8 protein-coding genes and 1 pseudogene are annotated in these 16,101 nt (G+C 71.9%); 5 read left to right on the top strand and 4 right to left on the bottom strand.

Annotated features, from left to right (window positions below):
• Positions 1-27: 27 nt before the first annotated feature.
• Both ACWDSL_RS27370 and ACWDSL_RS27365 read right to left on the bottom strand, forming a co-directional pair.
• Entirely contained in the window at positions 28-858 is an 831-nt protein-coding gene (locus ACWDSL_RS27370; RefSeq protein ID WP_450489734.1) for a hydroxypyruvate isomerase family protein, read from the bottom strand.
• On the bottom strand, positions 858-1,247 hold the full coding sequence (locus ACWDSL_RS27365) for an allophanate hydrolase-related protein (protein WP_450489732.1): 390 nt from the start codon (positions 1,245-1,247) through the stop codon (positions 858-860). Before ACWDSL_RS27365 ends, ACWDSL_RS27370 begins: the two co-directional genes overlap by 1 nt.
• Before the next feature lie 241 nt (positions 1,248-1,488).
• On the opposite strand from ACWDSL_RS27365, the gene ACWDSL_RS27360 reads away from it, so the two are divergent.
• From ACWDSL_RS27360 to ACWDSL_RS27350, 3 genes are all read left to right on the top strand, one after another.
• The gene (locus ACWDSL_RS27360) at positions 1,489-1,755 is read left to right on the top strand and encodes a DUF3311 domain-containing protein (RefSeq protein ID WP_450489730.1); all 267 of its coding nucleotides are present in this window, start codon (positions 1,489-1,491) and stop codon (positions 1,753-1,755) included.
• Positions 1,752-3,248, top strand: coding sequence for a sodium:solute symporter family protein (locus ACWDSL_RS27355; protein WP_450489728.1), 1,497 nt, complete (start codon positions 1,752-1,754; stop codon positions 3,246-3,248). The genes ACWDSL_RS27360 and ACWDSL_RS27355 overlap by 4 nt, the downstream gene beginning before the upstream one ends.
• A gap of 272 nt (positions 3,249-3,520) precedes the next feature.
• Positions 3,521-3,841 (top strand): class I SAM-dependent methyltransferase, encoded by a 321-nt coding sequence (locus tag ACWDSL_RS27350; RefSeq protein ID WP_450489726.1) that lies wholly within the window; start codon positions 3,521-3,523, stop codon positions 3,839-3,841.
• On the opposite strand, the gene ACWDSL_RS27345 is transcribed toward ACWDSL_RS27350, so the two are convergent.
• Both ACWDSL_RS27345 and ACWDSL_RS27340 read right to left on the bottom strand, forming a co-directional pair.
• Positions 3,784-5,277, bottom strand: a complete 1,494-nt coding sequence (locus ACWDSL_RS27345) for an MBL fold metallo-hydrolase (RefSeq protein ID WP_450489724.1) — start codon at positions 5,275-5,277, stop codon at positions 3,784-3,786. The two genes, ACWDSL_RS27350 and ACWDSL_RS27345, sit on opposite strands and share 58 nt — an antisense overlap.
• 232 nt (positions 5,278-5,509) lie before the next feature.
• Positions 5,510-5,752 (bottom strand): annotated as a pseudogene (locus ACWDSL_RS27340) (ATP-grasp domain-containing protein); the annotation flags it as partial.
• Between the two features lie 214 nt (positions 5,753-5,966).
• Between ACWDSL_RS27340 and ACWDSL_RS27335 the strand changes: the two are divergent.
• Both ACWDSL_RS27335 and ACWDSL_RS27330 read left to right on the top strand, forming a co-directional pair.
• Positions 5,967-8,831, top strand: a complete 2,865-nt coding sequence (locus tag ACWDSL_RS27335) for a LuxR C-terminal-related transcriptional regulator (protein ID WP_450489722.1) — start codon at positions 5,967-5,969, stop codon at positions 8,829-8,831.
• Positions 8,832-8,889: 58 nt separating this feature from the next.
• Positions 8,890-16,101 (top strand): SDR family NAD(P)-dependent oxidoreductase (locus tag ACWDSL_RS27330; protein WP_450489720.1); only part of this gene is annotated, 7,212 nt, incomplete at its 3' end.

Genomic DNA, 16,101 nt, shown 5'->3' with positions numbered 1-16,101 from the left:
GTGTGATCGCCGGTGTCCCGATCCCGGTCAGGCGTGGCGGTCGCTGCCGCGCCGTTCGCGCGGGAGCCAGTCGAAGCTGTCCGCGCTCGGGCGCTCGGACTTGTACTCCAGGCCCACCCAGCCGGCGTAGCCCACGGTCTGGAGGTCGGCCAGCAGCCCGTCGAGGTCCAGCTCTCCCGTACCGGGCGCTCCCCGCCCGGGCGCGTCCGCGATCTGTACGTGTCCGATGCGGTCGGCGTGGGCGGCGATGACACCGGCCGCATCGTCTCCGTTGACGGCGAGGTGGTAGAGGTCGGCCAGGAGGCGGAGGTTGCGGCTGCCGGACTCGGCCGCCACCCGGTCGATGACGGCGAGCGCGTCCGTGGCGGTGCGCAGCGGATACGCGGGGGCGCCACTGACCGGCTCCACCAGGACCGTGCCGCCGATGCGCTCGACGGCCTTGGCCGCCAGCGCCAGATTCTCCACCGCGAGGTCGTCCTGTTCCGCCGGGGCGATGCCGTCGAGCCGGTTTCCGTACAGGGCGTTGAACGACCGGCAGCCCAGTTGCTCACCGATCGCCACGGTGACATCGATGTTGTCGCGGAACTCCGCCACCCGGGCCGGCCAGGACACCAGACCACGGTCGCCCCCGGGCATGTCCCCGGCGAAGAAGTTCAGCCCGGTCAGCCGGACACCGGCAGCACGCACCGCCCGGACGAAGGCGTCGACCTCCGCGTCCGCCGGCACCGCCGTCGCGTAGGGCCACCAGAACTCGACCGCGTCGAACCCGGCGGCCTTCGCGGCGGCCGGACGCTCCAGCAGCGGCAGTTCGGTGAAGAGGATCGACGTATTGACGGTGTAGGGAAGTCGGTGCTTCATCAGTTCTCCCGGCCGAGGGTCTTGAGGTACGGGTGCCAGCCGCCGAAGGCGGTGATCTCCTTGTGGATGCCACGCTCCAGCTCGCCCCGCCGAAGAACCATCGAGAAGGACGACGAACCGTCCTGGAGCCGGATGATGCCGAACTCCAGCTCAGGCGGTTCGGAGGGCAGCAGATGGTCGCGCAGCACCTCATCGGGGACGTCGTAGACCTCGCCGTCCATCGCGGTGCCGACGCCGGGGTCGGGCAGCAGCCCGGGGCAGGTGTCCCGGATCGAGAAGATGCGGTAGCCGGAAGCGGTACGGGTCCGCGCCACGAGCGGGGCTCCGCGCAGGTGGTGATGGAAGGGGCCGCCCTCCATCGCCTGACCGCTGAGGAACATGCGTGCCATGGGGATCTCCTTCGGGAGACGGGTGGCTTCTGCGATGCGGATATTATTTTCTGCATCGCGGAATAACAACCCCCCTCGGTGGCGGTGAAAACCCTTGACAGGCCCTTGAGGTGGACCTATACATCTGCCAACTGAAAAATTGTTTCCGCATGATGAAAAGCCTGCCTCGTCTCCTCTGTTGGCGAGGCATGTGTTGGCAAGGCATGGCCATGTGTGGCGTCCTGGCGGCACCGCGCGAGACGTGCCACCCACCCCAGACGGCCTCGCCCCATCGGCGGTGTACGGCCCGGCCCAGGAGGTTCTCGACGTGAAACCCATCCATCTGCTCGGCGCGATCCCGTTCATCGGGATCCTCGGCGGGATCTTCTTCGCGAACCGGGTGACGCCCTACGTCCTCGGTATGCCGTTCATCCTCTTCTGGCTGGTCATGTGGGTCGTGCTGATCTCGGCAACCATGGCCGTCATCTACCGTCTGGACCCGGCGAACCGGGAGGAGCAGAGCTCATGATCGCCCTCGCAGTCATCTTCGTCTTCCTCCTCGCGGCCATGGGCCTGGGCCTGCGCGCCCGCCGCGGCAGGGACATGGATCTCGAACAGTGGTCGGTGGGCGGCCGCGGCTTCGGGACGGTCTTCGTCTTCCTGCTGCTGGCCGGCGAGATCTACACGACCTTCACCTTCCTGGGCGCCTCGGGATGGGCCTACGGCAAGGGCGCACCCGCCTACTACATCCTCTGTTACGCCTCACTGGCCTACGTCCTGTCGTACTGGCTGCTGCCGGCCGTATGGCGCTACGCCAAGCAGCACCGGCTGATCTCGCAGTCCGACTTCTTCGTCGCCAAATACAACAGCCCGCTGCTCGGCGCACTGGTGGCCCTGGTCGGAGTCGTCGCGATGGTGCCCTACCTCGTGCTGCAGCTGAAGGGGCTGGGGATCATCGTGTCCGTCTCCTCCGACGGCCGTATCTCCTCCCACTGGGCCATTGTGATCGGCACGGTGGCGCTGACCCTGTACGTGACCATCTCCGGCATCCACGGTTCGGCCTGGACCTCGGTGTTCAAGGACGTCGCGATCCTCGCGGTCGTGCTGATTCTGGGCATCTACCTGCCGATGCACTACTACGGCGGCATCGGGGAGATGTTCCGGGCAGTGGACCAGGCCCACCCCAACACCCTCACCCTGCCCTCGAGCGGCATGAGCACATCGTGGTTCGCATCCACCGTGCTGCTGTCGGCGGTCGGCTTCTATATGTGGCCGCACACCTTCAGCGCCGCATACAGCGCCCAGAACGAACGAGTCTTCCGCCGCAACGCCATCTTCATGCCGCTCTACCAACTCATCCTGCTCTTCGTCTTCTTCGTCGGCTTCACCGCCATCCTGGTCGTGCCCGGCCTCAAGGGTGCCGACGCGGACCTGTCCCTGCTGCGCATCACCACCGCCACCTTCCCCTCGTGGTTCGTCGGCATCGTCGGTGGCGCCGGACTGCTCACCGCGCTGGTCCCCGGGTCCCTGCTGCTCATGACCTCCGCGACCTGCCTGGCGAAGAACGTCTACCGCCTCGCCCGGCCCCACACCAGCGATAAGCACATCGGCCGTCTCGCCCAGCTGCTCGTGCCCGCGCTCGCCCTCATCGCCCTCTACTTCACCTTCAACGGCGGCAGCTCGATCGTCTCGCTGCTGCTCATGGGCTACGCACTGGTCACCCAGCTCTTCCCCGCCCTGCTGGCGAGCCTCGCGGCACGGCAGATCGTCACCAAACAGGGAGCGGCCGCGGGCATCGTCGTCGGCGTCACCACGGTCGCCGTCGTCACCCTCTCCGGCGTCACGGTGGGCAGCCTGCTGCCGGGGCTGCCCCAGGCGGTGAAGGACCTCAACGTAGGTGTCATCGCCCTCGTCCTCAACATCGTGACGATGGCCGCCGTCTCCGCCGTCACCCGCACCGCGAGCCCGGCCACCACCGTCCGCCTCCGGCCCGAATCCGAAGCCACGGCCGGCACCGGCTGACCCGACCCAACCCTCGGGCCGGGACCGCGTGCGGGCGGTCCCGGCTCGGCGGCCCCTCGGAAACCCGTCGGCCCGCCGGCCCGCGCACAGGCCGTACGGACGTACGGACGTACGCTGAGCGCACAGCCATGATCGGGAGAAAGCCGTGACGGACAACGGCCGGGACCTGCCGAATGCGCAGCGGGCGCACTGGGAACACACCTACGCCGCCCACCCCGGCATGTACGGTCAGGAGCCCTCGGCCCCCGCCGTTCACACGGCCGCCGTCTTCTATGCGGCCGGAGCGGGCGACGTGCTGGAGCGCGGCGGCACGAGCCCAAGGTGTCGCCGAGCGGGTCACCACCTCCGTACTCGATGTCCGGGCGCCACTTCCGCTGCCGGATGCCTCGGTGGACGCGGTGTTCGCGCACATGCTGCTGTGCATGGCCCTGTCGACCGAGGAGATCCACGCGCTGGTGGGCGAGGGCCCTGCCGCGCTGACCAGGGCCGGTGCGGGCCTGCGGCGGGGGCCTATTGCCCTCACGTCATGGGCCCGTCAGGGGCCCATCATGGACCCGGCGTGTTCGAATGCGTCGTCGACGAGTACGACCTGACGGCCCGCGGCGGCCAGCAGGGATGCCGCGATCGCGGCCCGGAAGCCGGTGTGACAGTGCACCCAGATCTCGGTGTCCGGCAGGGCCGGAAGGGTGTGGGGCAGTTCGGGCAGCGGTATGTGCCGGGCCCCGGGCAGATGTCCGCGCCGCCACTCGCCGCCGTTTCTGACGTCCAGGATCTCCATCGGCCGCCCGGCCAGGGCGGCGGCCAGGGTGGTGAAGTCCGTGCGCGGGTAGGAGGCCAGCCACCGCGGGCCCGCCCATTCCAGCGGGTTTCCGGTGGCGACGGCCGCGGGATGGTCGAAGCCGATCCGCAGGAGCTCCGTCCTGACGGCTGCCAGCTGTTCGTCGTCGGCCGCCAGCAAGGTGAGCGGGGCGTCGAACGGCACCAGCCAGCCCAGATAGGTGGCGAGGGCCCCGCACGCGTCGATGTTCACGGTGCCCCGCAGATGGGTGTGCGCGAATTCCGCTCGCGGTCGTACATCCACCACCCACTCCCCGGCCGCGACACGGTCGGCCAGCTCGGTCAGGTGGGCGGAGCGGGGCGCGCCGAGGTCGGCCAGGAGTGTCGGCCCGGTGGCATTGATCGTGGCCATCCGGCGGTAGTACGCGGGGTAGGGCTCGAGGCCGGACAGGGCACTGGATACGAAGGCGTCCTCGTCCAAGGTGAAGACGGGATTGGTGGCACGTTCGTGGCAGATCGTCGAACGCTCGACCGCGCCGGCCGTTGCCGCCGCCGCACAGAAGCTCCCGAAGCCATGGGTCGGCAGGACCACGGTGTCATCGGGCAGCACCTCGGCCAGACGTCGGGCCGACCGGTACTGCCGACGGGCCAGCGGCTCGGCCATCCCCACCCCCATCAGATCGGTGCGCCCGGTCGTCCCGTACAGCACCGACCCCCCGGTGCATACGAGCCGCGGCACGCCACCGCGGAGCGCGAACGCATACGCCAGGTGATGGTCGGTGTGCCCGGGCGTGGCGATCACCTGGATGCTCAAGTCCCCGGCCGGGAGCTCGTCCCCGTCGCCGGTCCGTGCGGCGTCGAAGCCCAGCTCGGGACCGGCCGGCACCACGTAGACCGCGTCCAAGCGACGGGCCAGTTCCAGACCGCCCGTGACGTAGTCGTTGTGCACATGGGTCTCCACCACCGCGCCGAGCCGCCACGCCCGCGAGTCGAGCACGGCGGTGATCCGCTCGATGTCACGCTGAGGGTCCACCGCGACCGCGACCGTGCCATCCGAGATCAGGTAGCTGCGATTCCCCAGGCTGAGCGTGGCCAGCTGGACGACTTCCAGATCTTCGGGCGGCGCCGCCGACAGCCGCGGCTCGCCCGCCATGCCCCGACGGGACGCCTCGGCCCGCACCGAGGTGCCGCGCTCCGGCACGGCGGCCCCGTGGCGTCGACCGTCCGCCTCAGCCGCTGAGCTCCCGGACACTTCCGCTCCCTATTGACGTTCGGCAATAGGTGATTCCAGGACAACTCTCGACGCCTCGGCAGTCAACTCCGCGCGGGGCCGCTCATGCGTCGAGCCGGGCGGCCGGCGGTGGGGATCATCATCGGCCGTCGTCAGCCACGCGTACGCCTTCTGCGCGCCGCCGGCAAGTTGCGCTCGAAATCCTTTGGGGGGCGGATGGCGCACTCGCCGAAAGCCTGCCCCGATTCTTCCGCAGGACGCCCCCCTGTACGGCACTGAGCGGTGAAATGTGGTTACGGCTGATGGACGACCACCGGAGGTCACCGTTCTTCCAGATGCCGTCAATATAGACTTCCGGGGCGTCGATGAAGGACTCGGCCACGATCTCGACATCTGACTGGCCTGAGAACAGCTTCAAGGCCCGCGCATACTCCTCCGGCGAGCGGATGATGTTCGTACGGAGGGCACCGGCACCGGTCGTCGGCTTGATCACAAACGGGCAGCAGAAGAGCAAGTTGCCGCCTCAGATCAACGCCCATCTCATGGACGGTCGGCATTACTGCATACCTGGGCGTATTCGCCCGGCCCGGCGGAGGGTGGCAGGTGGGGCTCCGCCGACATACGAGGGTGACTCCGCCGGGACTCGAGCGAACCCGCACACACTGCGGTCCGGAACCAGTCATGATCCGTGACAGCAGTCCTGGAGGGCCATGCTCATTGACCGGAGCGCTCACATAGAGCTGGCGGAGGCGACGCTTCTTGCGTGTGCGGCAGGCGATTTCCGGCTGCTGGTCGCCGAGGGCGGGCCGGGGTGCGGCAAGAGCGAATTCCTGAAGCGGTTCCTGGGGATCGCGACCGAATCCGGTGCCGTGGTCCTCGACGCGCCCGGTCTGCCCGGCGAGAGCGGCACCACGCTCGGCCTCGTACGACGGCTGGCCGAGCACCCGGCGCTGCCGGACCGGACCCGCGAGCGGCTGCGCCTCGCCCCGGCACAGGACGGGCCCCGGGCGGTGGAGCGGCTGTGTGGGGCTCTGTGCGCGCTCTCCGCGTCCGCACCGCTGGTGATCGCGGTCGACGATCTGCACCACGCGGACCAGGCGTCGCTCCGGCAACTGCTGCATATCGCCCACCACGCCCGCACGGCCAGGATCCTGCTGATCGCCACGGAGAGCCCGTACGGCATGGACCGCCCGTACGGTGGTACGGAGCGCCCGTACAGCACGGAGCGCCCGTACGGCCGGGGCGGCGACCCGCTGCTCGGCGCCGAACTGCTGCGCCACCCCGGCTTCCGGCGCATCACACTCGACTCCCTCAGCCCCGAAGGCGTGGCCAGGCTGGCCGCCACGTTCGGCAACCAGCCGGTGGACGGCCGGCTCGGTGCCGAGTGCTACGCACTGACCGGCGGCAATCCGCTATTGCTGCGGGCCCTGCTGCAGGATCGGTGGGCGGTGCCGGACATCGGTGGCCGGGTGCCGCGGCCCACCGCCGGGGGACCCTTCCACCAGGCGGTGGTGGCCTGCCTGGCCCGCACCGGGACGCCCATCCGGGACGTCGCCGGTGCACTGGCCGTACTCGGGCCGTCCGCCACACCCGCGCTGCTGAGCCGACTGCTCGGACTGGACACGACAGCGGTCGACCGCGCCCTCCAGGTACTGGAGCTCAGCGGATTGACGGATTCACACCGCTACCGGCACCCGGTCGTCGCCGCGGCCGCTCTGGACCATCTGGACGCCGCCGACCGGCGGTCGCTGCACGAGTGCAGCGCCCTGCTGCTGCACGAACAGGGCGCCCGGGCCACCGAGGTCGCCGACCACCTGCTGGCCGCCGAGCCCACGATTCCCTCCTGGGCAGTCGCCGTGCTGCGTGACGCCGCCACCCAGGCCCTGGTCGACGACGACGCGCCCGCGGCGATCCGGTATCTGGACCTCGCCTGCCGCGCCTGCCAGGAGCCGCCCCAGCGGGCCGCGACCCGGATCGCGCTCGCCGCCGCCACCTGGCGGGTCAACCCCTCCGCCGCCGAACACCACCTCGGCGACACGCTCGCGGACCTGCACACCTGCGCGCCGACGGGCAGTGACGCGGCCCTGCTCGTACGGCTGCTGATCAGCTGTGGCCGACTGGAGGAGGCGGGCCGGGCACGGGCCCGGCTGCAGACGGCGGACCACCCCGGCAAGGACCCCAGCAGCGACCCCGGCTCGGGCACGGACGCGGGCGCGGATACGGACCCGGGCGCGGTGCGGCCGTCGGTGGTGCACCCCTGCCCCTGGCCCATCGCGTCCGACGAGAGCCGGCCGCGCCCCTCGTCCGACACCGTCGCCCCCCGCGAGCCCTGGGACGAGACTCCCGGCCCCGGCGCGGCCGCCGCCATCTGGGGCATTCCCGGCCCCGGCACCAGCGAGGCCGCCGCGGACGAGGCCGAACGGCGGCTGCGCGCGTGCCCGCTGCTGGACGGCACGCTGGCGGTGGTGGCCAACGCCGTACGGACCCTGCTACGGGCCGGCCGTATGGCCGATGCCGACGAGTGGTGCCATCGGTTGCTCAAAGAGGCGACGGCCCGGCGCTCGCCCGGCTGGCGGGCGGAGTTCCTTGCCATCCTCGCCGAGATCGCCCTGCGCAAGGGCGTCCTGACGGACGCCGAGGAGTGCGCCCGGCAAGCCCTGGCCTGCCTGCCCGGCCGCGGTGGCAGCGTGCTCGTCGGAGGTCCGCTCGCCTGCCAGGTCCACGCGTACACCGCCATGGGCCGGTACGACGACGCGACCCGTGTGCTGCACCACCCGGTGCCGGGCGCGCTGTTCCAGAGCGTGTACGGCCTGGCGTATCTGCGCGCCCGCGGCCACTACCACCTGGCCACCGACCACTGCCGCGCCGCACTCGGCGACTTCCTGGCCGCCGGCCGTATGGCACAGCGCTGGGGCCTGGACCACCCCGCCGTGCTGCCCTGGCGCACCGACACCGCCCAGGCGTTCCTGCGCCTCGGCGAGCGCGCCAGGGCGGCGCGGATGATCACGGAACAGCTGTCCTGCGCCCACCTGTGGAGCGACCCGCACACCCGGGGCGTCTCGCTCAGACTCCGGGCCCGGGTCGCCGCCGCGCCGGAGCGCCCGCATCTGCTCACCCAGGCAGTCGAGGTGCTGCAGCGGTGCGGGGACCGGCTCGAACTCGCCCGGGCGCTCGCCGACCTGGGGGCCGCCTACCGGAGCATCGGCGAGTCGGCCCGGGCCAACAACGTACGGCGCAGGGCTTGGCGGATGGCCGAGGAGTGCGGCGCCAAGGCGCTGTGCGATGCCATTCTGCCCTGGCAGGCGATGTGCGGCGGGGACCGTCCTGACCTCCCCGGCCGTGACCAGGGGGCGGGGCTGAGCGAGTCGGAAATGCGCGTGGCCATCCTCGCCGCGAACGGCAATTCGAACCGTGAGATATCGCTACAGCTGTGCGTGACGATGAGCACGGTCGAACAGCATCTGACGCGCGTGTACCGCAAGCTGCGCATCAGCCGCCGCCAGCAACTGCCGAAGAGTCTGATCGGTCCGGTGGGGACACCGGCGACGGACCGCAGAGAGCTGTCCTCGCTCTGACGAGCCGTCCGAACACACCATCCGTGATGCCACGGAGGTCCACAGGTTGGAGATGCCGATGGCCGCTGGCCACGACAAGGTGATCGAGGCGCTGCGGGCGTCCCTCAAGACCAACGAGCGGCTGAGGGAACAGATCCACGGGCTCACCACAGCGGCGCGGGAACCCATCGCCATCATCGGCATGGCCTGCCGCTATCCGGGCGGGGTGGGATCGCCGGAGGACCTGTGGGAGCTGGTGGCCGCCGGCCGGGACGCCATCGGCACCTTCCCCGAGGACCGGGGCTGGGACGTGGAGCGGCTGTACGACCCCGACCCGGAGCGGGCCGGCACCTCGTACACCCAGCACGGCGGATTCCTGTACCAGGCAGGGGAGTTCGACCCGGGTTTCTTCGGGATCAGCCCGCGCGAGGCGCTGGCGATGGACCCGCAGCAGCGGCTGCTGCTGGAGATCTCCTGGGAGGCGTTCGAGCGGGCCGGGATCGACCCGGCCTCGGTGCGCGGCAGCCGCACCGGGGTCTTCGCGGGCGTGATGTACCACGACTACGGCTCCCGGCTGCACACCGTCCCCGAAGGCTTCGAGGGCTATGTCGGCAACGGCAGCGGCGGCGGCGTGGCATCCGGCCGGGTCGCCTACACCCTCGGCCTCGAAGGCCCGGCCGTGACCGTGGACACCGCCTGTTCCTCCTCACTGGTCGCCCTGCACCTGGCCTGCCAGGCGCTGCGGGCCGGCGAGTGCTCACTCGCCCTGGTGGGCGGGGTGACGGTGATGTCCACCCCCAGCCTGTTCGTCGAGTACTCCCGGCAGCGCGCGCTCGCGGCGGACGGCCGGTGCAAGGCGTACGGGGCGGGGGCGGACGGCACCGGCTGGGCAGAAGGCGCCGGAATGCTGCTGGTGGAACGGCTCACGGACGCACAGCGACTCGGCCACCGGGTGCTGGCGGTGGTCCGGGGCAGCGCGGTCAACCAGGACGGTGCGAGCAACGGCCTTACCGCCCCCAACGGCCCCGCGCAGCAGCGGGTCATCCGGCAGGCGCTGGCGAGCGCCGGGGTGGCGGCGTCCGAGGTCGACGCGGTGGAGGGGCATGGGACGGGGACGCGGCTGGGCGATCCGATCGAGGCGCAGGCGTTGCTGGCGACCTACGGTCAGGAGCGGCCCGCGGACCGGCCGCTGTGGCTCGGGTCGATGAAGTCCAACGTCGGCCATGCGCAGGCGGCCGCAGGCGTGGGTGGGATCATCAAGATGGTGATGGCCATGCGGAGCGGGACGCTGCCGCGCACATTGCACGCGGACGACCCGTCGCCGCACATCGACTGGGACTCGGGCGCGGTACGGCTGCTGACCGAGTCGGTCGTCTGGCCGGAGTGCGACCGGCCCCGCCGCGCCGCGGTGTCCTCCTTCGGGGTGAGCGGCACCAACGCCCATGTGATCCTCGAGACGGTGGCGCAGACGGAGGCCGCGCCGCAGACGGAGGCCGCTTTGCGGACGGAAGCCGACAACGCTCCCGCGCCGCAGCACGCCCCCGGCCATGCCGTGGCGGGGCCGCTGCCCTGGCCCCTGTCGGGCGCGACGGCCGAGGCGCTGCGGGCCCAGGCCGGGGAGCTGCGCCGCTTCGTGGCGGCCGACGAGCGGCTGCGCCCCGCCGACATCGGGCACACCCTGGTCTTCGGCCGCTCGGACCTCGCCCACCGCGCCGTCGTCCTCGGCTCCGACCGGGAAACCCTGCTGCGCGGGCTGGACACCCTTGCGGGGGAGGGGCCGGCCGACGGCTCGGTCGTACGGGGCGGGGCGGCGGCCGGCGTCGGTGCGGGCGTGGTGTTCGTCTTCCCGGGACAGGGCGGCCAGTGGGCCGGCATGGGGCTGCGGCTGCTGGAGACCTCGTCCTTCTTCGCCGAGCGGATGGCGGAGTGCGAGGCGGCGCTGGCACCGTATGCCGACTGGTCGCTGCTGGACGTTCTGCTCCGGGACCCCGGGGACCCAGTGTGGGAGCGGGCCGATGTCGTCCAGCCGATGCTGTTCTCGGTGATGGTGTCGCTGGCACAACTGTGGCGCTCGTACGGTGTCGAACCGGACGCCGTACTCGGTCACTCCCAGGGCGAGATCGCCGCCGCCCACATCTGCGGCGCGCTGACCCTGGACGACGCCGCGAAGGTTGTCGCCCTGCGCAGCCGGGCCCTGCAGACCCTGCGCGGTTCGGGCGGTATGGCCTCCGTACCACTGCCGGCGGAGGAGGTCACCGGGCTGCTGCGGACCACCTGGCCGGACCGGCTCTGGGTGGCCGCCGTCAACGCTCCCACGGCCACGGTGATCTCCGGCGACGCGGAATCCTTGGCGGAGGCGCTGGAACACTACCGGGACCAGGGCGTCGACGCGAAGCGGATCCCGGTCGACTATGCCTCCCACTGCCCGCATATCGAAGCTGTGGAGCGGGAGCTGTTGGGCCTGTTGCGGGGGATCGCCCCACGGGCCGCCGACATCCCCTTCTACTCCACCGTGGACAACCAGTGGGCCGACACTGTGGGACTCGACGCCCGGTACTGGTACCGCAATCTGCGCCGACCCGTACGCTTCGCCGAGGCGGTCCGCGCCCTCGGCGCCGCCGAGTACCGGACGTATGTCGAGGTCGGCCCGCACCCCACCCTCAGCCTCGCCATCGAGGACACCGCCGAGGCCGACGGCGCCGCGGCCACCGTCGTCGGCTCCCTGCGGCGCGGCGAGGACGACGCCCACCGCATCCTGACCTCGCTGGCACGCGCCCACATTTATGGCCTGCCCGTGGCCTGGGACCGCCACTACCGGGCGGTTGCCCCCGAGGCGAGCCATGTCGACCTGCCCACCTACGCTTTCCAGCGCCGCCGCTACTGGCTTGACGCCCCGGCGACCACCGGGGACGTGACGGCCGCCGGGCTGGCCCCGGTCGGACACCCACTGCTCGGCGCGGCGGTCGGGCTCGCCGAGGGCGACGGATATCTGCTCACCGGCCGGCTCGCCCCGCACACCCACCCCTGGCTCACCGACCACGCGGTCGCCGGTACCGTCCTGCTGCCGGGCACCGCGTACGTGGAACTGGCCGTACACGTCGGCGAACACCTCGGCTGCCCCCGGCTGGAAGAGCTCACCCTGCACGCCCCGCTCGTCCTCCCCGACACCGGCGGCGTGGCGCTCCAGGTGGCCGTCGGCGCACCGGACGAGACCGGCCGCCGCGTACTGAGTGTCTACGCGCAGCGCGACGACCCCGCGCGGGAGGGGGCGGCCCAAGGCGCATGGACACGGCATGCGACCGGCACCCTGGCGGCCGAGAGCGCAGCCGACGACACCGACGACAGCGACGGCGCCGGGCGTTTGGCTGAGGCGTGGCCTCCGTCGGGCGCCGAGCCCGTGGACATCAGCGGCCTCTACGACACGCTGGCCGCCGCCGACTTCGGCTACGGCCCGGCCTTCCAGGGGCTGCGCGCCGTATGGCGGCACGGCGAGGAGACCTACGCCGAGGTGCGGCTCCCCGACCAGGTGGCCGCCGACGCGCCACACTTCTGCCTCCACCCCGCCCTGCTCGACGCCGCGCTCCACCCGCTGGCGCTCGACAGCGGTCGGCAGGAGGAGAACGCATCGGGACACGGCCTGCTGCCCTTCGCCTGGCGCGGCGTCAGCCTGCGGACCCCGGGCACGCCGACGCTGCGCGTACGGCTGCGGCCACAAGGGCCGGACGCGGTGGCCGTAGACGTGGCCGACGAGACGGGCGCGCCGGTGGCCTCGGCCGAATCGCTCACGCTGCGACCGGTGGCCCTGGAGGGTCTGCGGGCCCTCGGCAGCCAGGCGGGCGACACCCTCTACGCCCTGGACTGGACCGCCGCGTCCGAGCCGCCGACGACGGACCCCGGGCGGTGCGCCGTGCTCGGCCACGCCATGCCTGGATGGGCCGCCGGGTTGGAGACGGCGGCAGCGGAGCCCGTACGGCGGTACCCGGACCTCGCCGGACTGACGGCGGCCCTGGACGCGGGCGATCCGCCCCCGGACCTGGTGTTCGTGCGCTGCCCTCCGGCTGCGGCCGGGCTCGACGACACGACGGCCGCCGAGGCACACACCCGTACCCGTATCCGTACCGGACAAGCGCTGGATCTGCTTCGGGGATGGCTCGGCGAAGCGCGGCTGACCGGCGCGCGGCTGGTGCTGATCACCTGCGGCGCGGTGGCCACCGGGCCGGCTGACGGAGTCACGGACCTGGCGGGCGCGGCGATCTGCGGACTGGTGCGGTCCGCGCAGGCCGAGGAGCCCGACCGCATCCTCCTGGTGGACCTGGACCCGGCCGAGGAGTCGTGGGCGGCGCTGCCGCAGGCGGTCGCGCTGGGCGAACCGCAGGTGGCCATCCGGGCCGGCCAGCCGCATGTGGCCCGGCTGGTTCGAGCCGACACCGAGGGGGACGCCCCTCTCACGCCGCCACAGAGGAGCCGCGGCTGGCGGCTCGACTGCGTCGAGGCGGGCACGCTCCAGGGGCTGACGCCGGTGGCCTCCTCGGCCGACACCGACCCGCTTGGCCCGCACCAGGTACGGATCGAGGTGCGTGCGGCCGGGCTGAACTTCCGCGATGTGCTGGTGGCCCTGGGGATGGTCCCTGGGCAGCGAGGGCTGGGCAGCGAAGGCGCCGGGGTGGTGCTCGAAGTCGGGCCGGAGGTGGCCGACCTGGTGCCTGGGAACCGGGTGATGGGCGTGTTCGCGGACGCGTTCGGCCCGTTCGCGGTCGCCGACCGGGCCACCGTGATCCGCGTCCCCGACCACTGGTCCTTCGCCCAGGCCGCCGCCGTCCCCGTCGTGTTCGCCACCGCCTACTACGGACTGGTGGACCTGGCGGGACTGCGCCCGGGCGAGTCCGTACTGGTGCACGCCGCGGCCGGCGGAGTGGGACTGGCCGCCGTCCAACTGGCCCGCCACCTGGGCGCCGAGGTCTACGCCACGGCGAGCCCCGGCAAATGGGACACCCTCCGCACCCACGGCATCGCCCCGGAGCGCATCGCCTCGTCCCGCACCCTCGACTTCGAGAGCCGGTTCACCGGCCGGAACATCGACGTCGTCCTCAACTCTCTGGCCCATGAGTACGTCGACGCCTCGCTGCGCCTGGTGTCCGGGGACGGCGGCCGGTTCCTGGAGATGGGCAAGACCGACCTCCGCGACCCGGAAGAGGTGGTGCGGGCGTACCCCGGTGTCGCCTACCGGGCGTACGACCTGATGGAGGCCGGACCCGAGCGCATCGGGGAGATCCTGCGCACCGTGCTGCGGCTGTTCGACGAGGGCGTGCTGACCCCGCTGCCGCTCACCTGCTGGGACATCCGGCAGGCCAGGGCCGCCTTCCGCCAACTCCAGCAGGGCCGCACCGTCGGAAAGAACGTGCTCACGCTGGACCGCACCCCCGACCCCGACGGCACCGTCCTCATCACCGGCGGCACCGGCACCCTCGGCGCCGCACTCGCCCGCCACCTTGCCGCCACCGGCCGAGCACGGCATCTGCTGCTGATCAGCCGCCATGGCCGCAATGCACCAGGCGCGATCGAACTCATCGCTGAGATCGACGAGTTGGGGGCGACGGCGACCGTCGCCAGCTGCGACGTCGGCGACCGCGCCGCACTCGCCGAACTGCTCAGGCAGATCCCCGCCGAACACCCGCTGACCGCCGTCGTCCACGCCGCGGGCACACTTGACGACGCCACGCTCGGCTCCCTCACCGCGCGCCACCTCGACTCCGTTCTGCCCGCGAAGGCCGATGCCGCCTGGCATCTGCACGAGCTGACCCGCCGGCTGGATCTGGCCGCGTTCGTGCTGTTCTCGTCCGCCGCGGGTGTCCTGGGCTCGCCGGGGCAGGGCAACTACGCCGCCGCCAACGCCTTTCTCGACGCGCTCGCCTTCCAGCGGCGGGCGATGGGACTCCCCGCCGTGTCCCTGGCATGGGGGCTGTGGGAGGAGGCCAGCGGAATGACCGGCCACCTCGACCAGGCCGACCGCACCCGCATGGTCCGCGTCGGCCTCCGGCCACTGGCCACGGACGAGGCTCTGGCGCTGTTCGACAACGCCCTCGTCGACGGCCCACCGCTGCTGCTCCCGGCCCGAATCGACACCAAGGCGCTACGGGGCACCACCGCGCCTCCCTTGTTCCAAGCCCTGGTACGCCCCACCACCGGCCACCGGCCACGCCCCCCGGCCCCCGACGGCCGCTCCGCCCTGCGTGCCCGGCTGGCCGGGCTCGACCCCGCCGCACAGCATGAGGTCCTGCTCACCCTCGTCCGCGGCCACGCCGCCACGGTCCTCGGCCACCCGAGCCCCGACGCCATCGCCCCCGAGGCGGCCTTCCGAGACCTCGGTTTCGACTCCCTCACCGCCGTGGAGCTCCGCAACCGCCTCAAAGAGGCGACGGGTTTGCGGCTCCCCGCCACCCTCGTCTTCGACCACCCCACTCCTGCTGCTCTCGCCCAGCACCTGCTGGACGGACTCCTCGGCGGCGCCGATACGGCCACCCTGGCTTCGGCTCCTGCTCCGAGCGAGGTGGTGACGGGGGCGGATGAGGCCATCGCGATCATCGGCATGGCCTGCCGGTATCCGGGGGGTGTGCGATCGGCCGAGGGGCTGTGGGATCTGGTCGCCTCCGGCACCGATGCCATGAGCGGATTCCCCACCGACCGCGGCTGGGACCTCGACCGCCTCTACGCCCCCCAGGACCAGGACCGGCCGGGCACCACGTACACCCGCCACGGGGGCTTCCTCCACGACGCGGGCAAGTTCGACGCGGGATTCTTCGGCATCGGCCCACGCGAGGCGCTGGCGATGGACCCGCAGCAGCGGTTGCTGCTGGAGACCTCATGGGAGGTTTTCGAGCACGCAGGAATCGACCCTTCGTCGGTGCGGCGGAGCCGGACCGGAGTCTTCGCCGGTGTGATGCCGACGGACTACGGCCCCCGGCTGCAAGACACCGTGGCCGAGGTCGAGGGCTATGTCCTCACCGGAAACTCCGGCAGCGTCGCCTCGGGCCGTATCGCCTACACCTTCGGCCTGGAAGGCCCCGCTGTGTCGGTGGACACGGCGTGTTCGTCGTCTCTGGTGGCGTTGCATCTGGCCTGCCAGGCACTGCGGGCGGGGGAGTGCACCATGGCGCTGGCCGGCGGGGTGACGGTGATGGCGACGCCTGGTGCCTTCGTGGAGTTTGCGCGGCAGCGGGGGTTGTCGGTGGATGGGCGGTGCAAGGCGTTTGGGGTGGGTGCGGATGGTACGGGGTGGGCTGAGGGTGTGGGG

Source organism: Streptomyces sp. NPDC000941, assembly GCF_053599555.1.
Note: the sequence above shows the minus strand (reverse complement) of the source record. Positions and strands in the feature narration are given on the sequence as shown.

What these genes read in the sequence shown, in the direction of transcription:
- ACWDSL_RS27370 (WP_450489734.1), bottom strand. Translation starts at nt 858, where the DNA reads ATGAAGCACCGACTTCCCTACACCGTCAATACGTCGATCCTCTTCACC.
- ACWDSL_RS27365 (WP_450489732.1), bottom strand. Translation starts at nt 1,247, where the DNA reads ATGGCACGCATGTTCCTCAGCGGTCAGGCGATGGAGGGCGGCCCCTTC.
- ACWDSL_RS27355 (WP_450489728.1), top strand. Translation starts at nt 1,752, where the DNA reads ATGATCGCCCTCGCAGTCATCTTCGTCTTCCTCCTCGCGGCCATGGGC.
- ACWDSL_RS27350 (WP_450489726.1), top strand. Translation starts at nt 3,521, where the DNA reads ATGCGGCCGGAGCGGGCGACGTGCTGGAGCGCGGCGGCACGAGCCCAA.
- ACWDSL_RS27335 (WP_450489722.1), top strand. Translation starts at nt 5,967, where the DNA reads ATGCTCATTGACCGGAGCGCTCACATAGAGCTGGCGGAGGCGACGCTT.